This window comes from Paenibacillus vandeheii (assembly GCF_030433635.1).
Lineage (GTDB): Bacteria > Bacillota > Bacilli > Paenibacillales > Paenibacillaceae > Paenibacillus > Paenibacillus vandeheii.
Genome location: NZ_JAROCD010000013.1, coordinates 206,676 through 221,610, shown reverse-complemented (window position 1 = coordinate 221,610; position 14,935 = coordinate 206,676). Strand labels below are relative to the sequence as shown.

18 protein-coding genes are annotated in these 14,935 nt (G+C 46.2%); 1 reads left to right on the top strand and 17 read right to left on the bottom strand.

Going from position 1 to position 14,935, the window contains the following annotated elements:
• Window positions 1-375: 375 nt before the first annotated feature.
• Complete coding sequence (locus P5G61_RS24805; RefSeq protein ID WP_301248878.1) at window positions 376-1,257, bottom strand: nucleotidyltransferase-like protein; 882 nt, start codon at window positions 1,255-1,257, stop codon at window positions 376-378.
• Window positions 1,258-1,379: 122 nt separating this feature from the next.
• Between P5G61_RS24805 and P5G61_RS24800 the strand changes: the two genes are divergently transcribed.
• Window positions 1,380-1,784, top strand: a complete 405-nt coding sequence (locus P5G61_RS24800) for a YgzB family protein (RefSeq protein WP_301248876.1) — start codon at window positions 1,380-1,382, stop codon at window positions 1,782-1,784.
• Window positions 1,785-1,904: 120 nt separating this feature from the next.
• Here P5G61_RS24800 and P5G61_RS24795 read toward each other — a convergent pair whose 3' ends face one another.
• The 16 genes from P5G61_RS24795 to P5G61_RS24720 all read right to left on the bottom strand — a co-directional run bounded on the left by P5G61_RS24795 (window position 1,905) and on the right by P5G61_RS24720 (window position 14,935).
• The gene (locus P5G61_RS24795) at window positions 1,905-3,635 is read right to left on the bottom strand and encodes a glycosyl hydrolase family 18 protein (protein ID WP_301248875.1); all 1,731 of its coding nucleotides are present in this window, start codon (window positions 3,633-3,635) and stop codon (window positions 1,905-1,907) included.
• Window positions 3,636-3,776: 141 nt separating this feature from the next.
• On the bottom strand, window positions 3,777-4,199 hold the full coding sequence (gene perR, locus P5G61_RS24790) for a peroxide-responsive transcriptional repressor PerR (protein ID WP_024631328.1): 423 nt from the start codon (window positions 4,197-4,199) through the stop codon (window positions 3,777-3,779).
• Window positions 4,200-4,373: 174 nt separating this feature from the next.
• A complete protein-coding gene (locus tag P5G61_RS24785) occupies window positions 4,374-5,771 on the bottom strand; it encodes a DUF4097 family beta strand repeat-containing protein (protein ID WP_301248873.1) in 1,398 nt (465 codons plus the stop codon).
• Window positions 5,772-5,797: 26 nt separating this feature from the next.
• Window positions 5,798-6,391, bottom strand: a complete 594-nt coding sequence (locus P5G61_RS24780) for a hypothetical protein (protein WP_301248872.1) — start codon at window positions 6,389-6,391, stop codon at window positions 5,798-5,800.
• 145 nt (window positions 6,392-6,536) lie between these two features.
• Window positions 6,537-7,247: an MgtC/SapB family protein gene (locus tag P5G61_RS24775; protein ID WP_024631331.1), complete on the bottom strand. Its 711-nt coding sequence runs from the start codon at window positions 7,245-7,247 to the stop codon at window positions 6,537-6,539.
• Window positions 7,248-7,280: 33 nt separating this feature from the next.
• On the bottom strand, window positions 7,281-7,745 hold the full coding sequence (locus tag P5G61_RS24770; protein ID WP_301248871.1) for a GNAT family N-acetyltransferase: 465 nt from the start codon (window positions 7,743-7,745) through the stop codon (window positions 7,281-7,283).
• A 121-nt stretch (window positions 7,746-7,866) separates the two neighbouring features.
• Window positions 7,867-9,306, bottom strand: coding sequence for an Asp-tRNA(Asn)/Glu-tRNA(Gln) amidotransferase subunit GatB (gatB, locus tag P5G61_RS24765; RefSeq protein ID WP_094939147.1), 1,440 nt, complete (start codon window positions 9,304-9,306; stop codon window positions 7,867-7,869).
• 26 nt (window positions 9,307-9,332) lie between these two features.
• Window positions 9,333-10,790: an Asp-tRNA(Asn)/Glu-tRNA(Gln) amidotransferase subunit GatA gene (gene gatA, locus P5G61_RS24760; protein WP_301248870.1), complete on the bottom strand. Its 1,458-nt coding sequence runs from the start codon at window positions 10,788-10,790 to the stop codon at window positions 9,333-9,335.
• A 27-nt stretch (window positions 10,791-10,817) separates the two neighbouring features.
• Entirely contained in the window at window positions 10,818-11,105 is a 288-nt protein-coding gene (gene gatC, locus P5G61_RS24755; RefSeq protein WP_053778962.1) for an Asp-tRNA(Asn)/Glu-tRNA(Gln) amidotransferase subunit GatC, read from the bottom strand.
• 305 nt (window positions 11,106-11,410) lie between these two features.
• Entirely contained in the window at window positions 11,411-11,794 is a 384-nt protein-coding gene (locus P5G61_RS24750; protein WP_301248869.1) for an ATPase, read from the bottom strand.
• A gap of 127 nt (window positions 11,795-11,921) precedes the next feature.
• A complete protein-coding gene (locus P5G61_RS24745; protein ID WP_301248868.1) occupies window positions 11,922-12,158 on the bottom strand; it encodes a sigmaY antisigma factor component in 237 nt (78 codons plus the stop codon).
• The gene (locus tag P5G61_RS24740; protein WP_301248867.1) at window positions 12,151-12,489 is read right to left on the bottom strand and encodes a YxlC family protein; all 339 of its coding nucleotides are present in this window, start codon (window positions 12,487-12,489) and stop codon (window positions 12,151-12,153) included. Before P5G61_RS24740 ends, P5G61_RS24745 begins: the two co-directional genes overlap by 8 nt.
• Before the next feature lie 2 nt (window positions 12,490-12,491).
• Window positions 12,492-13,019: an RNA polymerase sigma factor SigY gene (gene sigY, locus P5G61_RS24735; protein ID WP_024631339.1), complete on the bottom strand. Its 528-nt coding sequence runs from the start codon at window positions 13,017-13,019 to the stop codon at window positions 12,492-12,494.
• A gap of 109 nt (window positions 13,020-13,128) precedes the next feature.
• Window positions 13,129-13,380, bottom strand: a complete 252-nt coding sequence (locus P5G61_RS24730) for a hypothetical protein (protein WP_301248866.1) — start codon at window positions 13,378-13,380, stop codon at window positions 13,129-13,131.
• A gap of 346 nt (window positions 13,381-13,726) precedes the next feature.
• Window positions 13,727-14,359: an MBL fold metallo-hydrolase gene (locus P5G61_RS24725; protein ID WP_301248865.1), complete on the bottom strand. Its 633-nt coding sequence runs from the start codon at window positions 14,357-14,359 to the stop codon at window positions 13,727-13,729.
• Window positions 14,360-14,365: 6 nt separating this feature from the next.
• Entirely contained in the window at window positions 14,366-14,935 is a 570-nt protein-coding gene (locus P5G61_RS24720) for a thioredoxin family protein (RefSeq protein WP_301248864.1), read from the bottom strand.

The window sequence follows — 14,935 nt, the reverse complement described above, 5'->3', positions numbered from 1 at the left end:
TGTACCAATTTCTCAGCGTCGATCTTGCAAGCAAGATCGTTACTCACTCGTTGTTCAGTTTTCAAAGATCAAACTTGATTTGCGTTACTCTTTTTCGTCTCAACCGTGTTTTCGGCGGCGACTTAAATAATGTAACACATTTCGTTTGTTTTCGTCAAGAACTTTTTTTAATTTCTTTTTTGAAGCTTTAGCTCTTCGCGATTTCCTGTGCAGAATTTATCATTTGTTGACGATAAGCTCGTTTGAGGAACGAAATATAATGTATCATATTTCCTGAATAAGAGTCAACTTCTTTTTATAAATTATTAAACAAACAAAAAAGGAAGGTTTCCCCTCCTACGTTATATACCATATTGCGGTCGGCTTCACGAGTAATTACCCCTCAAACCAATAACGGATTTCCCGTCCATCTCCACCTATAAAGGATGGCCAACCTGCCGATTCTTTTACTATAGAACGAAATACCAGCTTACGAAGAATGAGCGGCAGATCCTCCCGTACAAATCTCAACTGCGGATGATGGACAAGTTCATCCATACTCCACGGTTCCCTTCGACTTCCCAGCACACGCAGAAGCAATCCGGAGCAATCGCTCATTTTGGACATCACTGAAAATTCACAAGCAAGCAGTACAAGCTCGACTCTCTGTTCCAGCGTCTCCGAACTTACTGTAAGCTCCTGATATAGCTTCCACAAAGCACGATCCAAACTCTGCACATGTGTCCAGACAGCATGATCCGGGTAAATCCCCTGCTCAATGAGTACAATTCGAGCCCAGTTCCCCAGTGCTTCAAGGACATTGTAGTAGGCATCTACAACATGACCCTCTTGAATGTAACGTTTGGCTTCCACATACATTTTCAAAAAACTGGCGAATTCATGAAGCAGCTTTTGCTCTCGCAATTCGGTTCCAAAAGCGGATAGTTCCTCTCGCAAATCGCTCAAGGCGTTATCCGCTTCCCAGATGATCTCGCCTTCAATCAGACACTGCATGATGTTATTGTTATCCCCCGTAATTACAATGCTCTGCAATTCATGACGACTGACATAGATCATTTGATAACGAACATCACCATATTTGTAGTGTCCTACCTTGGATATCATCTGGTCGGTATTATGAACAACAAGTACGAGCAATTCAAAATCCTGGATTAGGGAGCCGTGGAATCGCTCTCCCGGGTGGGAATAAGCGATAGCCCCAACTGCCCCTGTCTCTTCCGACTGTTCGGACAAAAAAGCAAGGTTCTTTAGTTCCACGATTCCCTCCATACAATTCATGGCAGATAAGCGCCAAGTCAGTTATAATGTAATTCTACATGCTGACTAAAGTTTCCTTCTTATCCAGGTCCGATACTACTCATACGATAGGAGCATTTTTCATGATTTTTAAATCAGCAAAAATTAATGCTTTTCGCACTTGGGGACTACTACTTACCATGCTAGGCATGGGCCTAATGGTACTGGGTACTGCCGGAATTGTGTTCTGGGGACACGCAGGTAAAGTATTTGCCGCTGTGGGACTTGTGATCGGGCTGATTGCCATGATGGCTAGTCTGGCCATTTATTTCTGGGCTGGTATGCTTTCCACAAGCGCTGTACAAGTGGACTGTCCGGAATGTGGCAAGTTAACCAAAATGCTCGGCAAGACGGATCGTTGTATGTTCTGTCACACCATCCTTACCCTTGACCCTAATCAGGCCAATACAACAAGTTCACAACTGAAAGCGCATTCCACACCTCCATCCCCTTCCGACACAGATCATGGCGTGAGTTCCAACAGCTAGATGTTCTTTTCATCAAAGCCCAAAGACAGAAAAAAGGCCCGGTATCTTCACCGGACCTTTTTTTGAATTCAGAAAGACTTTTAAAATAATTGATATAAGTTCAATACAGCTATTTCATGTCTATTTCGAATACCCTGCCTGTTTGAGCGTCTCCCATGCGGATGCATCGGCAAAGCTTCGATTCCATGCAGCTACGCCTCCCAATTTTAGCGAAGCAACCAAATCAACGCGTGCCTGAAGCGAGACGGCATCTTCTATCCATATTTTCTTGGTGGCCCCATCCTCGGAATATTCCACATAATTCTGTCCGCTTTGTTTATCCAAGACAGGTTTGAGTTTCTTTTCCTTGATCAGATCTGCAATGGTACTCATGCCTACCGCTTTAGAAGACACTTTCACTTCCCCTTGATCATTGGTCTCTTCCGTCCAGATTCGAGTATATAGCGGTACAGCCATAATCAATTTGTTCGAGGGTACTTCATCCTCCTCCAGGATCCGTCTCATAGAAGATTCGGTCCAAGGAAGCGAGGCAACCGAACCGGCCTTTGGACTTGCGGCCCAGTGCTCATCATATGCCATAACGACAATATAATCGGCAAAAGAGCCTAACGAGCGACGATCCAGAAAAGCGGACCACATCTCACTGTTCGATTTCGGCGTGACATCAACCGAGAGCATCAAGCCATGTATACGCGCCATCGCCTTGATTTCGCGGACAAATTGAGTGATATTCGGCCCATCGTCTGTATAGACGTTTTCAAAATCAATGTTAATGCCGTCCAAATGATAAGTCTGTGCATATTCCAGCATCTGCTCAATAATATGCGTACGTGTCTCATATGAGGCCACGGCTTCTTTCGTAATATCCGGGTCAAAGCTATTATCCATCAGGGCCCAGACTTCCATACCGGAACGGTGAGCCCAGTTGACATAGGCTTTATCCCCTTTGCTTTTTACGTTGCCTTGTCCATCTGTAATATGGAACCACGTGGGGCTGACCACGTTGACTCCAGGCATTTTGCCGATCGAAGCCACATCAGGCTGTCGATTGTATACGGCTTCCCAAACCAGGTTTACCGGTTTATTCTGCCACTTTTTCTCCGCTGCGGTCAGTGTGAATGAGGGCTTGTCCAGCTCCTTTTTCTCCGTAAGGGTGACATATTTATTAGCTACATAACCGGCATAACCATTATCCAACTGCACAAAGCTCTGGTCATCACCCGTTTGCCAAACTCTTACTCGTGCGTCCTGCTCCATATCGGCAATGATGGGAGAAGATTCTCCCCCACGCTTATACAACGGAACCGTTTTGTCTGCCTTGGAAGACAAGGTATCAATCTCTGCATACTGAATGGTGTCGCCTCCACGCATCAGTATCACTGCACCCGTTGTAGCATCTTCCTGTATAGCTAATCCGTATACTTCTTTAAGTGGCTTGAGCGGAATATAAGCTTCTCCCCCAACAACCTCCGGTTTAACCGTCATAGGATAATCTCGATGATTAAGTTCTGCCTTCGTACTACCTTCCTTCATATGAAGCACTCGCTGCGGTGTTGCAATAATGATATCTCCTGTGTCAGCTTCGTAACGTATTCCGGAATCAATCGCCTCTTTCAGCACCGATACAGGCAACTTAAGCTGATCTCCCGTTCCTGCAGCCTCACCATCCATCAATTGTCCGTCCACAAAAATAGGTTGATTCATGCTAATCCAGTCGGGGTCTTCGTGACTCTGACTAAGCCAAACATTCGTTATTAGCCAATAAGCACCGCCTGCAATAACACAGGCAGCCAAAAATCCAGGCCAGAACGAGCGGCGCTTCTGACGTGTATATCTGCTTTTTCTACTCAAACGTCTACCTCCGTTAATCAATCATGCTGAATCATAAAATATCTAACCTGCTGAGAGCTATATACATTCTATCGTCCTAAAAACAAAAAACGTGAAGAATCCAAACTGAATTCTGCACGTTAATATTGTAATTCAACTCTCTTAATCCCTGCAACTTTTACAAACACCATATACTTCCAATCGGTGACCATGTACTTCAAATCCTGTACTTGACTCCGCCTGAAGCTCCACGCTTTTTAGCGAAGGATAACTAAAGTCTTCAATTTTGCCGCATTTATCACAGATAACATGGTAATGATCCGTCACATTGGCATCAAAGCGACTTGAGTTATCTCCGTATGTCAACTCCCGGACCATGCCCGCTTCAAGAAACATCTTCAAATTGTTATATACAGTCGCCACGCTCATACTGGGAAACTGGGGTTCAAGCGCACGGTAAATTTCATCGGCTGTCGGATGCCCCATGGATTCCATCAGATAATTCAATATGGCATGACGCTGGGGTGTAATACGGACACCGGTCGTTTTCAGATGCTCCAACGCATGTTGGACACGTGTTGCCATAAAACCCACCGCCTTACCTTTCATTACTCTGTCGAGACAAAAGCATTATCATGTAGTCTCTTCTTTCAGAGTTGATCCTCGGCTGGAACAACGACATTACATTTCCCCTGCCGTGTAACCTTGCCAGTTTATATTTATTGTACGGCGATTGCAAGTTTATTGTCAACGCGCCAGTCAGGGAACTTCGGACGTTTCGTCTTGGGAATTCTGCCCGTCTTCGGTCATTTGTTCCAAGTTACTATCCGTATTTTCCGAATCCAGTGAATTCGTCCCAACAGGAGGCACTGCAGGATTACGATCAATAGTGAGGTCGCTGTTCCCCTCAACTTTAACCGTATACTCTCCTTCACCAAGCTGGCCCTCAATCGTTTTATTCTTCACGGTAAACGGCAGATCCGTTTGCAAATCTCCATAACTGCTGGAACCACTAAGGCTATAATCCCCACGCTCCGGAAGCAGAATGTTAATCGCGCCTACAGCGCTATAAATGTCCCAGTCACCGCCTACTTTGGCGGATACAATGCTTATGCTTCCATTGAGGGACTGAGCTTTGACCGCCAAACTTGCGCCGTCTACATTAATACTTCCATTTCTGGTATCCGCTGTGATCTCTCCAACGGAGTCGGTGATGCTAATACTTCCGACTTGTGTAGTCAGATTCACATTTCCAGAAATTCCACGGGCCTTCATATCTCCTCGATTACTGTTCAAGTCCACATTTCCGATCGCATTTGCCACAATGACATCACCATTCAGTGTTTTACCCGAAATATCACCTACGGCATTCGTAATTCGTATACGTCCATTCCCTGTCTCAGCCAAAATGGTACTAATGGCTTCCGGACGATTCAGCAATATGGCTCCATTAGACGTTCGAATATCGAGATTGAAACGACGATCATCCGGGATCGTTATGGTAATATTCATTCGTGGTTGTGTTTTCTCGTTTTCTCCGTACGTTTTGCCTGTCGTCTTGATATGAATTACTTTTGTCCCGTCCGTCTCAACAAAGGAAGCGTCTGCTACAGCTTTGGCCTGTACTTCGGTTGTCTGATCTACCCAAACTACCGTGCGTACTTCAATCTCTTCCGTGTCCCCTCGCTGTACCGAGATATCCCCGTTCACTCCCTCAACAATAATGTCCGAAGTATCCATACCTACAGGCACCCGAATCGTACCCTTATCTTCCATGTACCCTGCTGCCTGGCTATAATCCATAGATGCCGCCCCTAGATTAAGACTTACCCTGTTCCACAAATGCATGTAATGATCCTGCTCTGTAACGATAAATACAGAGGCTGTCAGGAGAAGGGAAGTCAGGATGCCTTTCGCATCGGGTCTGAAGCGCATTTTAATTTTGTCACCTTGATCTGAGGCTACATTCCCTCTTCTGCGTGTTACTAAGAACAACAGTATGTATTCCACACCCAATACTACGAGCAAGAGGGGCCACCAGTCGACCATCTCATATACATAGTCTGTTCCCCACCGTTTATCCAAAATCAACAGCACACCGACAGCTATGATTAAAGCGGCAGCCGTATAGCGGCCGACCCGGACTTTACGGTTCATGGCTATCCCTCCTTGAATAGTTCACACTAGATTTTCTTCTTGCGAAGCATGACCCAGATTTCTCGTCCAAAAAGGATAAGTCCTCCTGCGATCATCAGAACAGCAAAAGTGTATCCGCCATACATAGCGATTAGCTCTTTAAACCAACGCGGTTTGCGAAAGAACAATACCAACAGCGATCCTCCCACAATAAGAAGCAGCCCAAACGAAATGCCTCTTTCCCACACCATCATGGCTTCTCCTGCAGAACGTTCATTAGGAATTGGCTTGTCCGAGCTATTGTGGGTAATCGCTCTTCTCCTGCGCATCATCACCCAGTCCGCAGATTGCAATACGTCGAATACATTGTAAAAGTAAATCACCGGGATAAACAATGCCAGCAGGATAAGCAAGGGTACATTGATCTGTATTCCGATAGATGAGAAGTACAAGAGTGCTGAAAGGTCCAGAAGCACAAGCATCATGAAAGTCAGACCCCTCATATATAAGCGGAGATAAATATGGCCCAGACCCGGAATAACCGCACTTAGCAACCCGGCAATAAACTTGTGAGTCCGATTTCGGACCGGTTTTCCTCGGGTTCCGCTGGAATTATTGTTCGACTGACGTTTCCGTTTCATAAACGACTCCTTCCTCCAAGCTGATGTTCCCGCTCTTCATGCATTTGGTTAGATAGTACCCTAAAGAGCCGGGAGAGTAACTGGAAGAAATATGGTTATGTGCAAAAACCCTCCGGCACTAAAGGCCTTAGAGGGTTTAATTCATTTATTCGACCGACACTTTCGTTACATGTTCCCACTGTCTTAACTTGGAAACGAGCTGCACTGCACTGAACTCATGTGGCATGTAAACATGCAGCACAATTTCAATTTTCCGTTCAACCGATATCATTTCTGCATAAGCCAAATCCTGCTCATTAACCGTTATTTTACGGATTTTGATCTTCTCCTGCTCCAGAAATGAAGATACCTGTTCCAGAAAGCCGGGCTCAGACAAGGTATGAAGGGTAACGACATGCAGTTTGTTTCCCCGTATATACCTAAGCTCCAACTTATTGAAAACCCAGAGGTTAAGTAATACCAAGACTGTTGACACGATGGAAGCAAAAAAGAATCCCGCACCTGTTGCCAGTCCGATGGCTGCTACCACCCAAATGGAAGCTGCCGTTGTCAGTCCAGTAATCGACTTTCCGGTAAAAAGAATTGTGCCCGCTCCGAGAAACCCAACGCCAGTAATAACGGCTGTCGCCAAACGGGCCGGATCTATCCTAACATTTAATTCATTTGCAAAATCTTTAAAACCATAAACAGATAACATCATAATGAGTGCAGATCCAAGACATACCAGAATGTGGGTACGCAAACCGGCAGCATGATTGGAACGTTCCCGCTCCAGGCCTACTAGCCCCCCAAGCAGCATAGCCAGTAATAATCGCAATAAAATGTGCCACTCATCTATCAACCAGGGATTGCCCAAAACCGGTATTCCTCCTCCACGTTGTTTACATCATTAATCTTTATTCTTATGAAATGTCGTTAATTCCACTCCCGGTGCAATCTGTACAACTTCCACGGGTTTGAAACCGAATTTGGTATACAATTGGACGGCTGGTTGATTCAACGTTCCTGTAGAAACGATATAACGCGGAAGATCCGAATGCTGTTCAAACACATACGTCATCAAAGCAGCAGCAATTCCTTTACGAAAATGTTCAGGGTGCACCATCATTCGTGTAATCGTCAATGTATTGATCTCTTCCTCATCCACTGCGACCGCACCAAGCAATTCGCCATCCGTGTCCAGATAGCCATAAAAGGTCTCTCCACAGTTCTGCAGCGTCTCCATCGTATCCATTAAAGGCGGAATTTCCTGAAACCCGATGATTTCCGCTTCAAGCCGATAAGCCACATGCTGTAACCGCCACAACTGACCTACCATCTCCACATCGTTCAACGACAACGATTGAATCTTCATACCTTCCTCATCTCCTTCGTACATCACTGAATCCAGGACAACGAAATCAAACCTGTACCCCTAACACAAAAAGAGGCTGTCACAGGGACGAGCCTCTTTCTGTCCGGCCTCACCGGATGGATTAGCGGTTCAGTACATCTGTAAGCAGTTGATTGGCCAGTCCCGGATTGGCTTTGCCTTTGCTTTCTTTCATGACTTGACCAACGAGGAAACCAATGGCCTTCTGCTTGCCAGCCTTATAATCTTCCACGGATTGCGGGTTATTCGCAACAACCTGCTCTACAATGGCGAGAATGGCACCTGAGTCACTAATCTGGACCAGACCTTTTTCTTCAACGATTTGCTGTGGAAGCTTGCCGCTCTCCAGCATTTCCTTGAATACCGTTTTGGCGATCTTACTGTTGATTGTACCTTTTTCAAGCAATCCAATCATCTCACCCAGACCTTGGCCAGTCAGTGGCACCTGAGTCAATTCAAGGTTGCTTGTATTCAAATAACCGAGCAAATCGCCCATAATCCAGTTGGATACCGCTTTGGCATCTTTGGTATATTTCAGACTGTCTTCAAAAAGATCAGCGACCGCTTTGGATGAGGTAATAACCTCTGCATCATAATTAGGCAGTCCGTAATCAGCGGTGTAACGGGCTTTACGCTCGTCCGGAAGCTCCGGTATGGAAGCTCTAATCCGTTCTTTCCAGGCTGCATCGATATGCAGTTTCACCAAATCAGGGTCCGGGAAATAACGATAGTCATGCGCTTGCTCTTTCCCACGCATCGACAGTGTTTTCCCTTGAGCCTCATCCCAGCGACGAGTTTCCTGAACCACTTCACCGCCGTCGTCCAAAATCTCCGCTTGGCGATACTGTTCATATTCCAGACCACGCTGAACGCCGCGGAAGGAGTTCATGTTTTTCAGCTCAGCTCTCGTCCCCAGCTTCTCCTGTCCGTGCGGACGCAAACTGATGTTGGCATCACAACGCAGGGAGCCTTCTTCCATCTTCACATCAGACACATCACAGTACTGCATGATGGCACGTAATTTTTCAAGATATGCACGCGCTTCTTCCGGGGAAGAAATCTCAGGTTCGGAGACAATCTCCACCAGAGGGGTACCGACACGGTTGAAATCGACCAATGAAGCATAGCCGCCATCAACATGTGTAAGCTTCCCTGCATCTTCTTCCAGATGTAGACGCGTAATGCCGATTCGCTTCGTTTCACCGTTGACTTCAATATCGATCCAGCCGTTCTCACCAATTGGTTGATCGAATTGTGAGATCTGATAAGCTTTTGGAGAATCGGGGTAGAAGTAGTTTTTGCGGTCAAACTTGCTGACATCAGCAATGGTGCAGTTAAGAGCCATGGCTGCTTTCATCGCGTAATCTACAGCTTGGCGATTCAATACAGGCAATACGCCTGGATGTCCGAGACAGACCGGACAAGTATGTGTATTGGGCGGAGCTCCAAAGGCAGTGGAGCAGCCGCAAAAGATTTTGGAGTTTGTATGCAACTCGACATGGACCTCTAGTCCAACGACCGTTTCATATTTAGATGCGGACATTTCTATATTCCTCCGTTCCGGGCAGTCTACAGCTGCGGACGCTGCTTGTGGAATTCCGTATTTTGTTCAAACGCATGCGCTACGCGCAGTACGGTCGTTTCATCAAAGGCTTTACCAATAATTTGTAGGCCGACAGGCAGTCCATCCGAGAATCCACACGGAATGCTAACAGCAGGTACACCAGCTAGGTTAACCGGAATGGTCAGAATATCGTTGAGATACATCGTCAGTGGATCATCCACCTGGGAACCCAATTTGAATGCCGTTGTTGGCGCAGTTGGCCCGATAATAACATCATATTTGGCAAATACGTTGTCGAAATCCTGTTTGATCAACGTACGGACTTTCTGAGCTTTCAAATAATACGCATCGTAGTAACCCGAGCTTAGCGCATAAGTTCCAAGCATAATGCGTCGTTTTACTTCGGGACCAAACCCTTGACTACGGGACTGGTGATACAGATCCAGTAAATTTTCCGGATTTTCTGCACGAACACCATAACGCACGCCGTCGAATCGAGCCAGGTTCGAAGAAGCTTCCGAAGAAGCGAGAAGGTAATACGTAGCCACCGCATATTCGGTATGCGGAAGGGATACTTCTTCCCATGTTGCGCCGAGTCCTTCGAGGACTTTCAAGGCAGAGAGAACGGTCTCTTTTACTTGCGGATCAACGCCTTCACCAATGTATTCCTTCGGAACAGCGATGCGAAGCCCTTTGACGTCCCCTGTCAGTCCGCTCAAGTAATCCGGGATATCCACTTTGGCCGATGTCGAATCTTTAGCGTCATAACCAGCAATGGCTTGCAGCACATAGGCAGAATCCTCGACATTTTTCGTCAAAGGTCCAATCTGATCCAGTGAGGATGCGAATGCAACCAAACCAAAGCGTGAAACGAGTCCGTAGGTAGGCTTCAAACCGACAACGCCGCAATAGGAAGCGGGCTGTCTGATGGAGCCCCCTGTATCTGATCCCAATGTGAAATAAGCTTCTCCAGCAGCTACAGCAGCAGCCGATCCACCGCTGGAACCCCCTGGAACACGATCGAGTGCCCATGGGTTACGCACAGGGTAAAAGCTTGAATTTTCATTGGAGCCACCCATCGCAAATTCGTCCATGTTCAGTTTACCGATCGTTACGGTATCCGCCGCTCTCAGCTTCTCGACAACCGTTGCATCATATACTGGGTCGAAGTTGCGCAAAAACTGGCTGCCGCATGTAGTGCGAAGTCCGTTTGTTACGATGTTATCCTTAATGCCGACGGGCAGACCGAAAAGCAAACCTTTCTCCTCGCCACTGACGAGTCGATCATCCAGTTGACGTGCACGAGCACGTGCTTGTTCTTCATCCAGTGCCAGATAAGCCTTAACCTTCTCTTCTCGTGCACCAATGTTCTGATATGCCTGATCCACCAGATCGCTTACCGACAGCTCCTTGGCGTGCAGCTTGTTATGTATCTCCGGCAACGATTGTTCAAATAAACTCACGGTTTTCGTCCTCCTTCCGGTTATCCGTTATTCCATTACTGCAGGCACTTTGAACTGCCCGTCTTCTTCTTCCGGTGCATTGCGCATCACCTGTTCAATCGACAAACTTTCCTTCGTCTCATCATCACGCATCACATTGCTGACGTGCAGCACGTGAGTCGTTGGCTCAATGTTCTCTGTATCCAGTTCATTCAGCTTCTCAGCATATTTTAAAATCGCGTTCAGCTGCCCTGTCAGGGTCTGCTCTTCTTCAGCAGTCAAATTAAGCCGGGCCAGCTTGGCCACATGCTGAACGTCATTATTCGAAATACTCATTTCCGGATGCCTCCTTCATTCGTTCTAATTCCTGGAACCGCCGAAAACGAATCGTCCGTTTAACGGGCTAAAGTCCCAAGATAACTTTTTTCATTATAGGTGAGATAGTTCGACAATTCAATGCATAGGACCCGAGTTGCCAATTATGAAAAATAACCCCACAACGGTGGAGTCATCCTGTAATGCATATTTCAAAACCCATTTAGCAAAATTTCTACATGAAATATCCAGTTTATACACGCTTTAAAGTTCAACCGTTCTAAATCTAATCAAAAAAGAGCCGGCATCAGCCGACTCTTCAAATTCTAAATCCATGCACGCAGATTAACCTGCTTTATAAAATCCGCCTGTGACATAACATCGTTCGCGGTTTCCTCTTCCTCTTCCACAGCTTGAAAGTCTCCGTTCATCAGATAATGAAACAGATTCTCATTGTGTGTCGCAAGGGCGTAATCTATCAACGCTTCCCGCTCGACCCGCTCAGCTTCCTGCTTCAGCAGAACCTCTTCCAGATCGACGTCGCCGGATGGAACAAAAAAGTTCCGATTCACCTGCGGCACTCGAAGCACGTAATCGAACGCATTGTCCGGATTCCGGTCATAAGCGATGATGAAACCATATTCCCCCACAGGAAGATTCTGCTCAAACGCATCCGCGACGATGACAACCTTCTCTCCTAATCGCAGCATCGTCTAACCTCCTGGTAGTCTATCTTTTTATTATTTGTATAGTCTACTAGAAAAGAATAGCGCTGTCTACGATTAATAGAATTAAACAAAACATTTGTGCAAAATCTTTTTTTTCATTCCGTAAATTCTATTGTTTACCCGATGTTTGCTTAGGGGGCCTGCGATCTACCCGAACAACGGCAAACCAGTATACGATCAAAGGCAATGGGAAATTGATGAAGCCCCACAATCCCCATAACCAGGGAAAGCGGTCACGTCGTCGTGCATCCCGAAAGATCCATGTTCCCTGAACAAGCAGCACACTCGCAATCAGAATAAGCAATATGAGAGGAATTTCATTTAAAGAATAATGCTGATCATTCATGATGAGTCGTCTCCTTCCGGCGTCGCCCTGACCAGATGGCTGCCACGGCAATCGCTGCGACCAAGCTAGTAACCTGAATACCCAAATATAGCGCCGGAGCCGAATGTAACAATAATGCACCAAAGGCGACAATGAACAGTCCCACAATCCAGAACAAAATCAATTCGATCCGATTGGCTCGCCTTCTTAGCTGCCTTCGTTCCTTAACTTGGGCTTCAAGTGAGGCTAATGAAGGGATGTTTACAGGCTCATAAGCATCATCAAGCACTTTCATCTGTTGTTGCATCCGTGCCAGAATTTCTTGTTCATCCTGTTCTTCAGATCTGCTCATGCTCATCCCAGCTCCTTTCTCAATTGGCGAAGACCATAGGCTGTACGCGACTTCGCCGTTCCGGATGGAATACCCAACATTTCACCAATTTCATCATATCCATAGCCATAATAATGCTTCAAAAGAACGGCTATGCGATGCTCAGGCGTTAACCTTGTCATGGCATCCATGACATCCGTCCATTCTTCATTCCGACTCTCGAATTGCCATCGCAACTTTCTTACAGCTTGGTTGCGAACGGCCTCCAGCCAGATCTGCTCTCTTCGCCTGCGTCTCGTCTTGTCGATATATATACGGGTCGCAATCGTAATCATCCATGACGAAAAGGCAGACGAACCATCGTACCTTTGAATATTTTCCATACATCGAATCATGGTATCCTGTACCGTCTCTTCCGCAACGTTGGGGTCCATCGTTACTTTGACAAGATACTTATACACAAAAGCGTAGTGACGCTGTAGCAGTTCAGCCAGCGCACTGTCATCTCCCTGTATCGCCCTCTGTACTTCCTCCAGTTCGGCTGCCTCCATTTGGATTGTCACCTGCTCTCCGCTAAGTCTTATGTTATTACGACAGGCTCTGCAGAAACGTTCAATTCAATCCAAAAAAAAAATCTGAAGCCGACAATTTCCCGGGCAATCAGACTTCATTTCGGTAATCTTGCAGTTTGTCGAACCACGGTTGGTTGTGGGCACCGCTGCTTAATAAACGACTTCTCCATATATTTTGCTGTTGATCCTTGATTTGATTCATCTCATTACTGCTGTAGCTATGTAGTTGAATATGCTGGGGAATTGATTCTATTTTGCCATTCTCCATTGCTCGAAGGTTTTCTTCGATGATCAGATGCTCGGCACGTTGTCCCAACTGGATAACTCGCTTTTTCTCCACTTCTATTTCCTCGCTCTCCTTAGCTATTATTTCATGATTCTTCTGACTATTATTAGAGCTCAAGCTTATTATGATTCGACTTGCTAAATGGAAAAGAACGATCTTCTGTAGAAGCTTGTCGCTGATCTGTATGTAGGGGTAAACGGGATGTATCTTGGATGTAAAAGAGGCTGAAAACAAAAAAAGAACGCAAACCGGGTATAGACCACAGTCTGCGTGCTTCGCAAGTTAGGGTGTTTCTTTTTATTGCCTCAGTTAGTTGGTGCTTTATCGCTTGTAACAACTAATTGCTATTCTAATGAAAAAGTTGTCACTTGTCCAGACATTCTTCACATAAATTGTCGGATCATCTGGCAGAGACGTATGGATTGTTCTTCTTTTCATAACCGATCGTCGTTTTGGGACCATGACCTGGATATACTTTGACCTCATCCGCGAAGGTGTACAACTTGTTTTGGATTGAATCAATCAAATCCCGCTCACGGCCTCCAGTCAGATCCGTTCTGCCTACACCCATACGGAACAGAACATCACCTGCAAACAGGTCATCACCACATAACAGACTTACACTGCCTGGTGAATGTCCCGGTGTATGATACACTTTGAACGTGTGACCTATAAAATTCAGAGTCTGCCCTTCGTCCATAGCATATTCAGCTGATTCTGTCGAAAGCGGTGGGGTAGCCTGCGGCCAGTTCAAAGAACCATTCAACTTCGGAGTTGTGAGCCAGTCACTCTCCAAGTCATGCAAATAAACAGGACAGCCTTTCAATTTACGAATTTCATCGACGCCGCCCATATGATCAAAATGCGCGTGAGTCAGCAGGATCGCTTCAATCTCCAGGCCCTGAATGGCTTTGAGCAACGGTCCCGGATTCATTCCGGGGTCAATAATTACAGCTTTATCAGGATCGTCACCCTGCAACAGATACGCATTGGTCTGGAGCGGTCCCAAAGAAAATGTACGAATGTTAAGCATATCGGCTCAGTAACCCGAAATCAGTTCACGCAGCTCACGAATAATGGCTGCATTTGACTCCGTTCCTTCCCCATAACGTTTACCTATCTCTTGACGAGCAACAGCCAAATTATCCTGATAATCTGCCGCTTCACGGTCCGGGTTGAGACGTTTGAATTCAATCATAACCTCTTGCACATGTTGTGGACGAGGCCCCCATTGACCCAGCACATGTCCGCCCGTATCTGCAAAAATAACAACCGGGACAGAGCGTCCGCCCATGGTAAGGAATTCATCCATCACTTCAGGATGATTTTCCATAATAAGAACTTCTGTTGGAATGCCTGAGATTTCCAGCGCCTGGAACACGACCGGAATATTGCGTACCACATCGCCACACCAGTCAGCAGCCAAAATTAACACACGCAAATCATCGCGGTGATTCAGGCTTTCGAAAAATTCACGATCATCCTCGTTCGGCCAAGCAAAGCTGTCATAGTTTGCCTGAAACTCACTTTGGTTCTTGGTCATGCTCTCAATGAATTCTTTCGGCGGCAGTCCTTTACCGAATTTGTGAGACAAGTTTGGTTTTCCCAT

What these genes read in the sequence shown, in the direction of transcription:
- P5G61_RS24780 (WP_301248872.1), bottom strand. Translation starts at nt 6,391, where the DNA reads ATGAAACGGAAACGTCAGTCGAACAATAATTCCAGCGGAACCCGAGGA.
- P5G61_RS24725 (WP_301248865.1), bottom strand. Translation starts at nt 14,359, where the DNA reads ATGCTTAACATTCGTACATTTTCTTTGGGACCGCTCCAGACCAATGCG.
- gatC (WP_053778962.1), bottom strand. Translation starts at nt 11,105, where the DNA reads ATGAGTATTTCGAATAATGACGTTCAGCATGTGGCCAAGCTGGCCCGG.
- P5G61_RS24750 (WP_301248869.1), bottom strand. Translation starts at nt 11,794, where the DNA reads ATGCTGCGATTAGGAGAGAAGGTTGTCATCGTCGCGGATGCGTTTGAG.
- P5G61_RS24720 (WP_301248864.1), bottom strand. Translation starts at nt 14,935, where the DNA reads ATGGGAAAACCAAACTTGTCTCACAAATTCGGTAAAGGACTGCCGCCG.
- P5G61_RS24770 (WP_301248871.1), bottom strand. Translation starts at nt 7,745, where the DNA reads ATGAAGATTCAATCGTTGTCGTTGAACGATGTGGAGATGGTAGGTCAG.
- perR (WP_024631328.1), bottom strand. Translation starts at nt 4,199, where the DNA reads ATGGCAACACGTGTCCAACATGCGTTGGAGCATCTGAAAACGACCGGT.
- P5G61_RS24785 (WP_301248873.1), bottom strand. Translation starts at nt 5,771, where the DNA reads ATGAACCGTAAAGTCCGGGTCGGCCGCTATACGGCTGCCGCTTTAATC.
- P5G61_RS24740 (WP_301248867.1), bottom strand. Translation starts at nt 12,489, where the DNA reads ATGAGCAGATCTGAAGAACAGGATGAACAAGAAATTCTGGCACGGATG.
- P5G61_RS24745 (WP_301248868.1), bottom strand. Translation starts at nt 12,158, where the DNA reads ATGAATGATCAGCATTATTCTTTAAATGAAATTCCTCTCATATTGCTT.
- sigY (WP_024631339.1), bottom strand. Translation starts at nt 13,019, where the DNA reads ATGGAGGCAGCCGAACTGGAGGAAGTACAGAGGGCGATACAGGGAGAT.
- P5G61_RS24800 (WP_301248876.1), top strand. Translation starts at nt 1,380, where the DNA reads ATGATTTTTAAATCAGCAAAAATTAATGCTTTTCGCACTTGGGGACTA.
- gatB (WP_094939147.1), bottom strand. Translation starts at nt 9,306, where the DNA reads ATGTCCGCATCTAAATATGAAACGGTCGTTGGACTAGAGGTCCATGTC.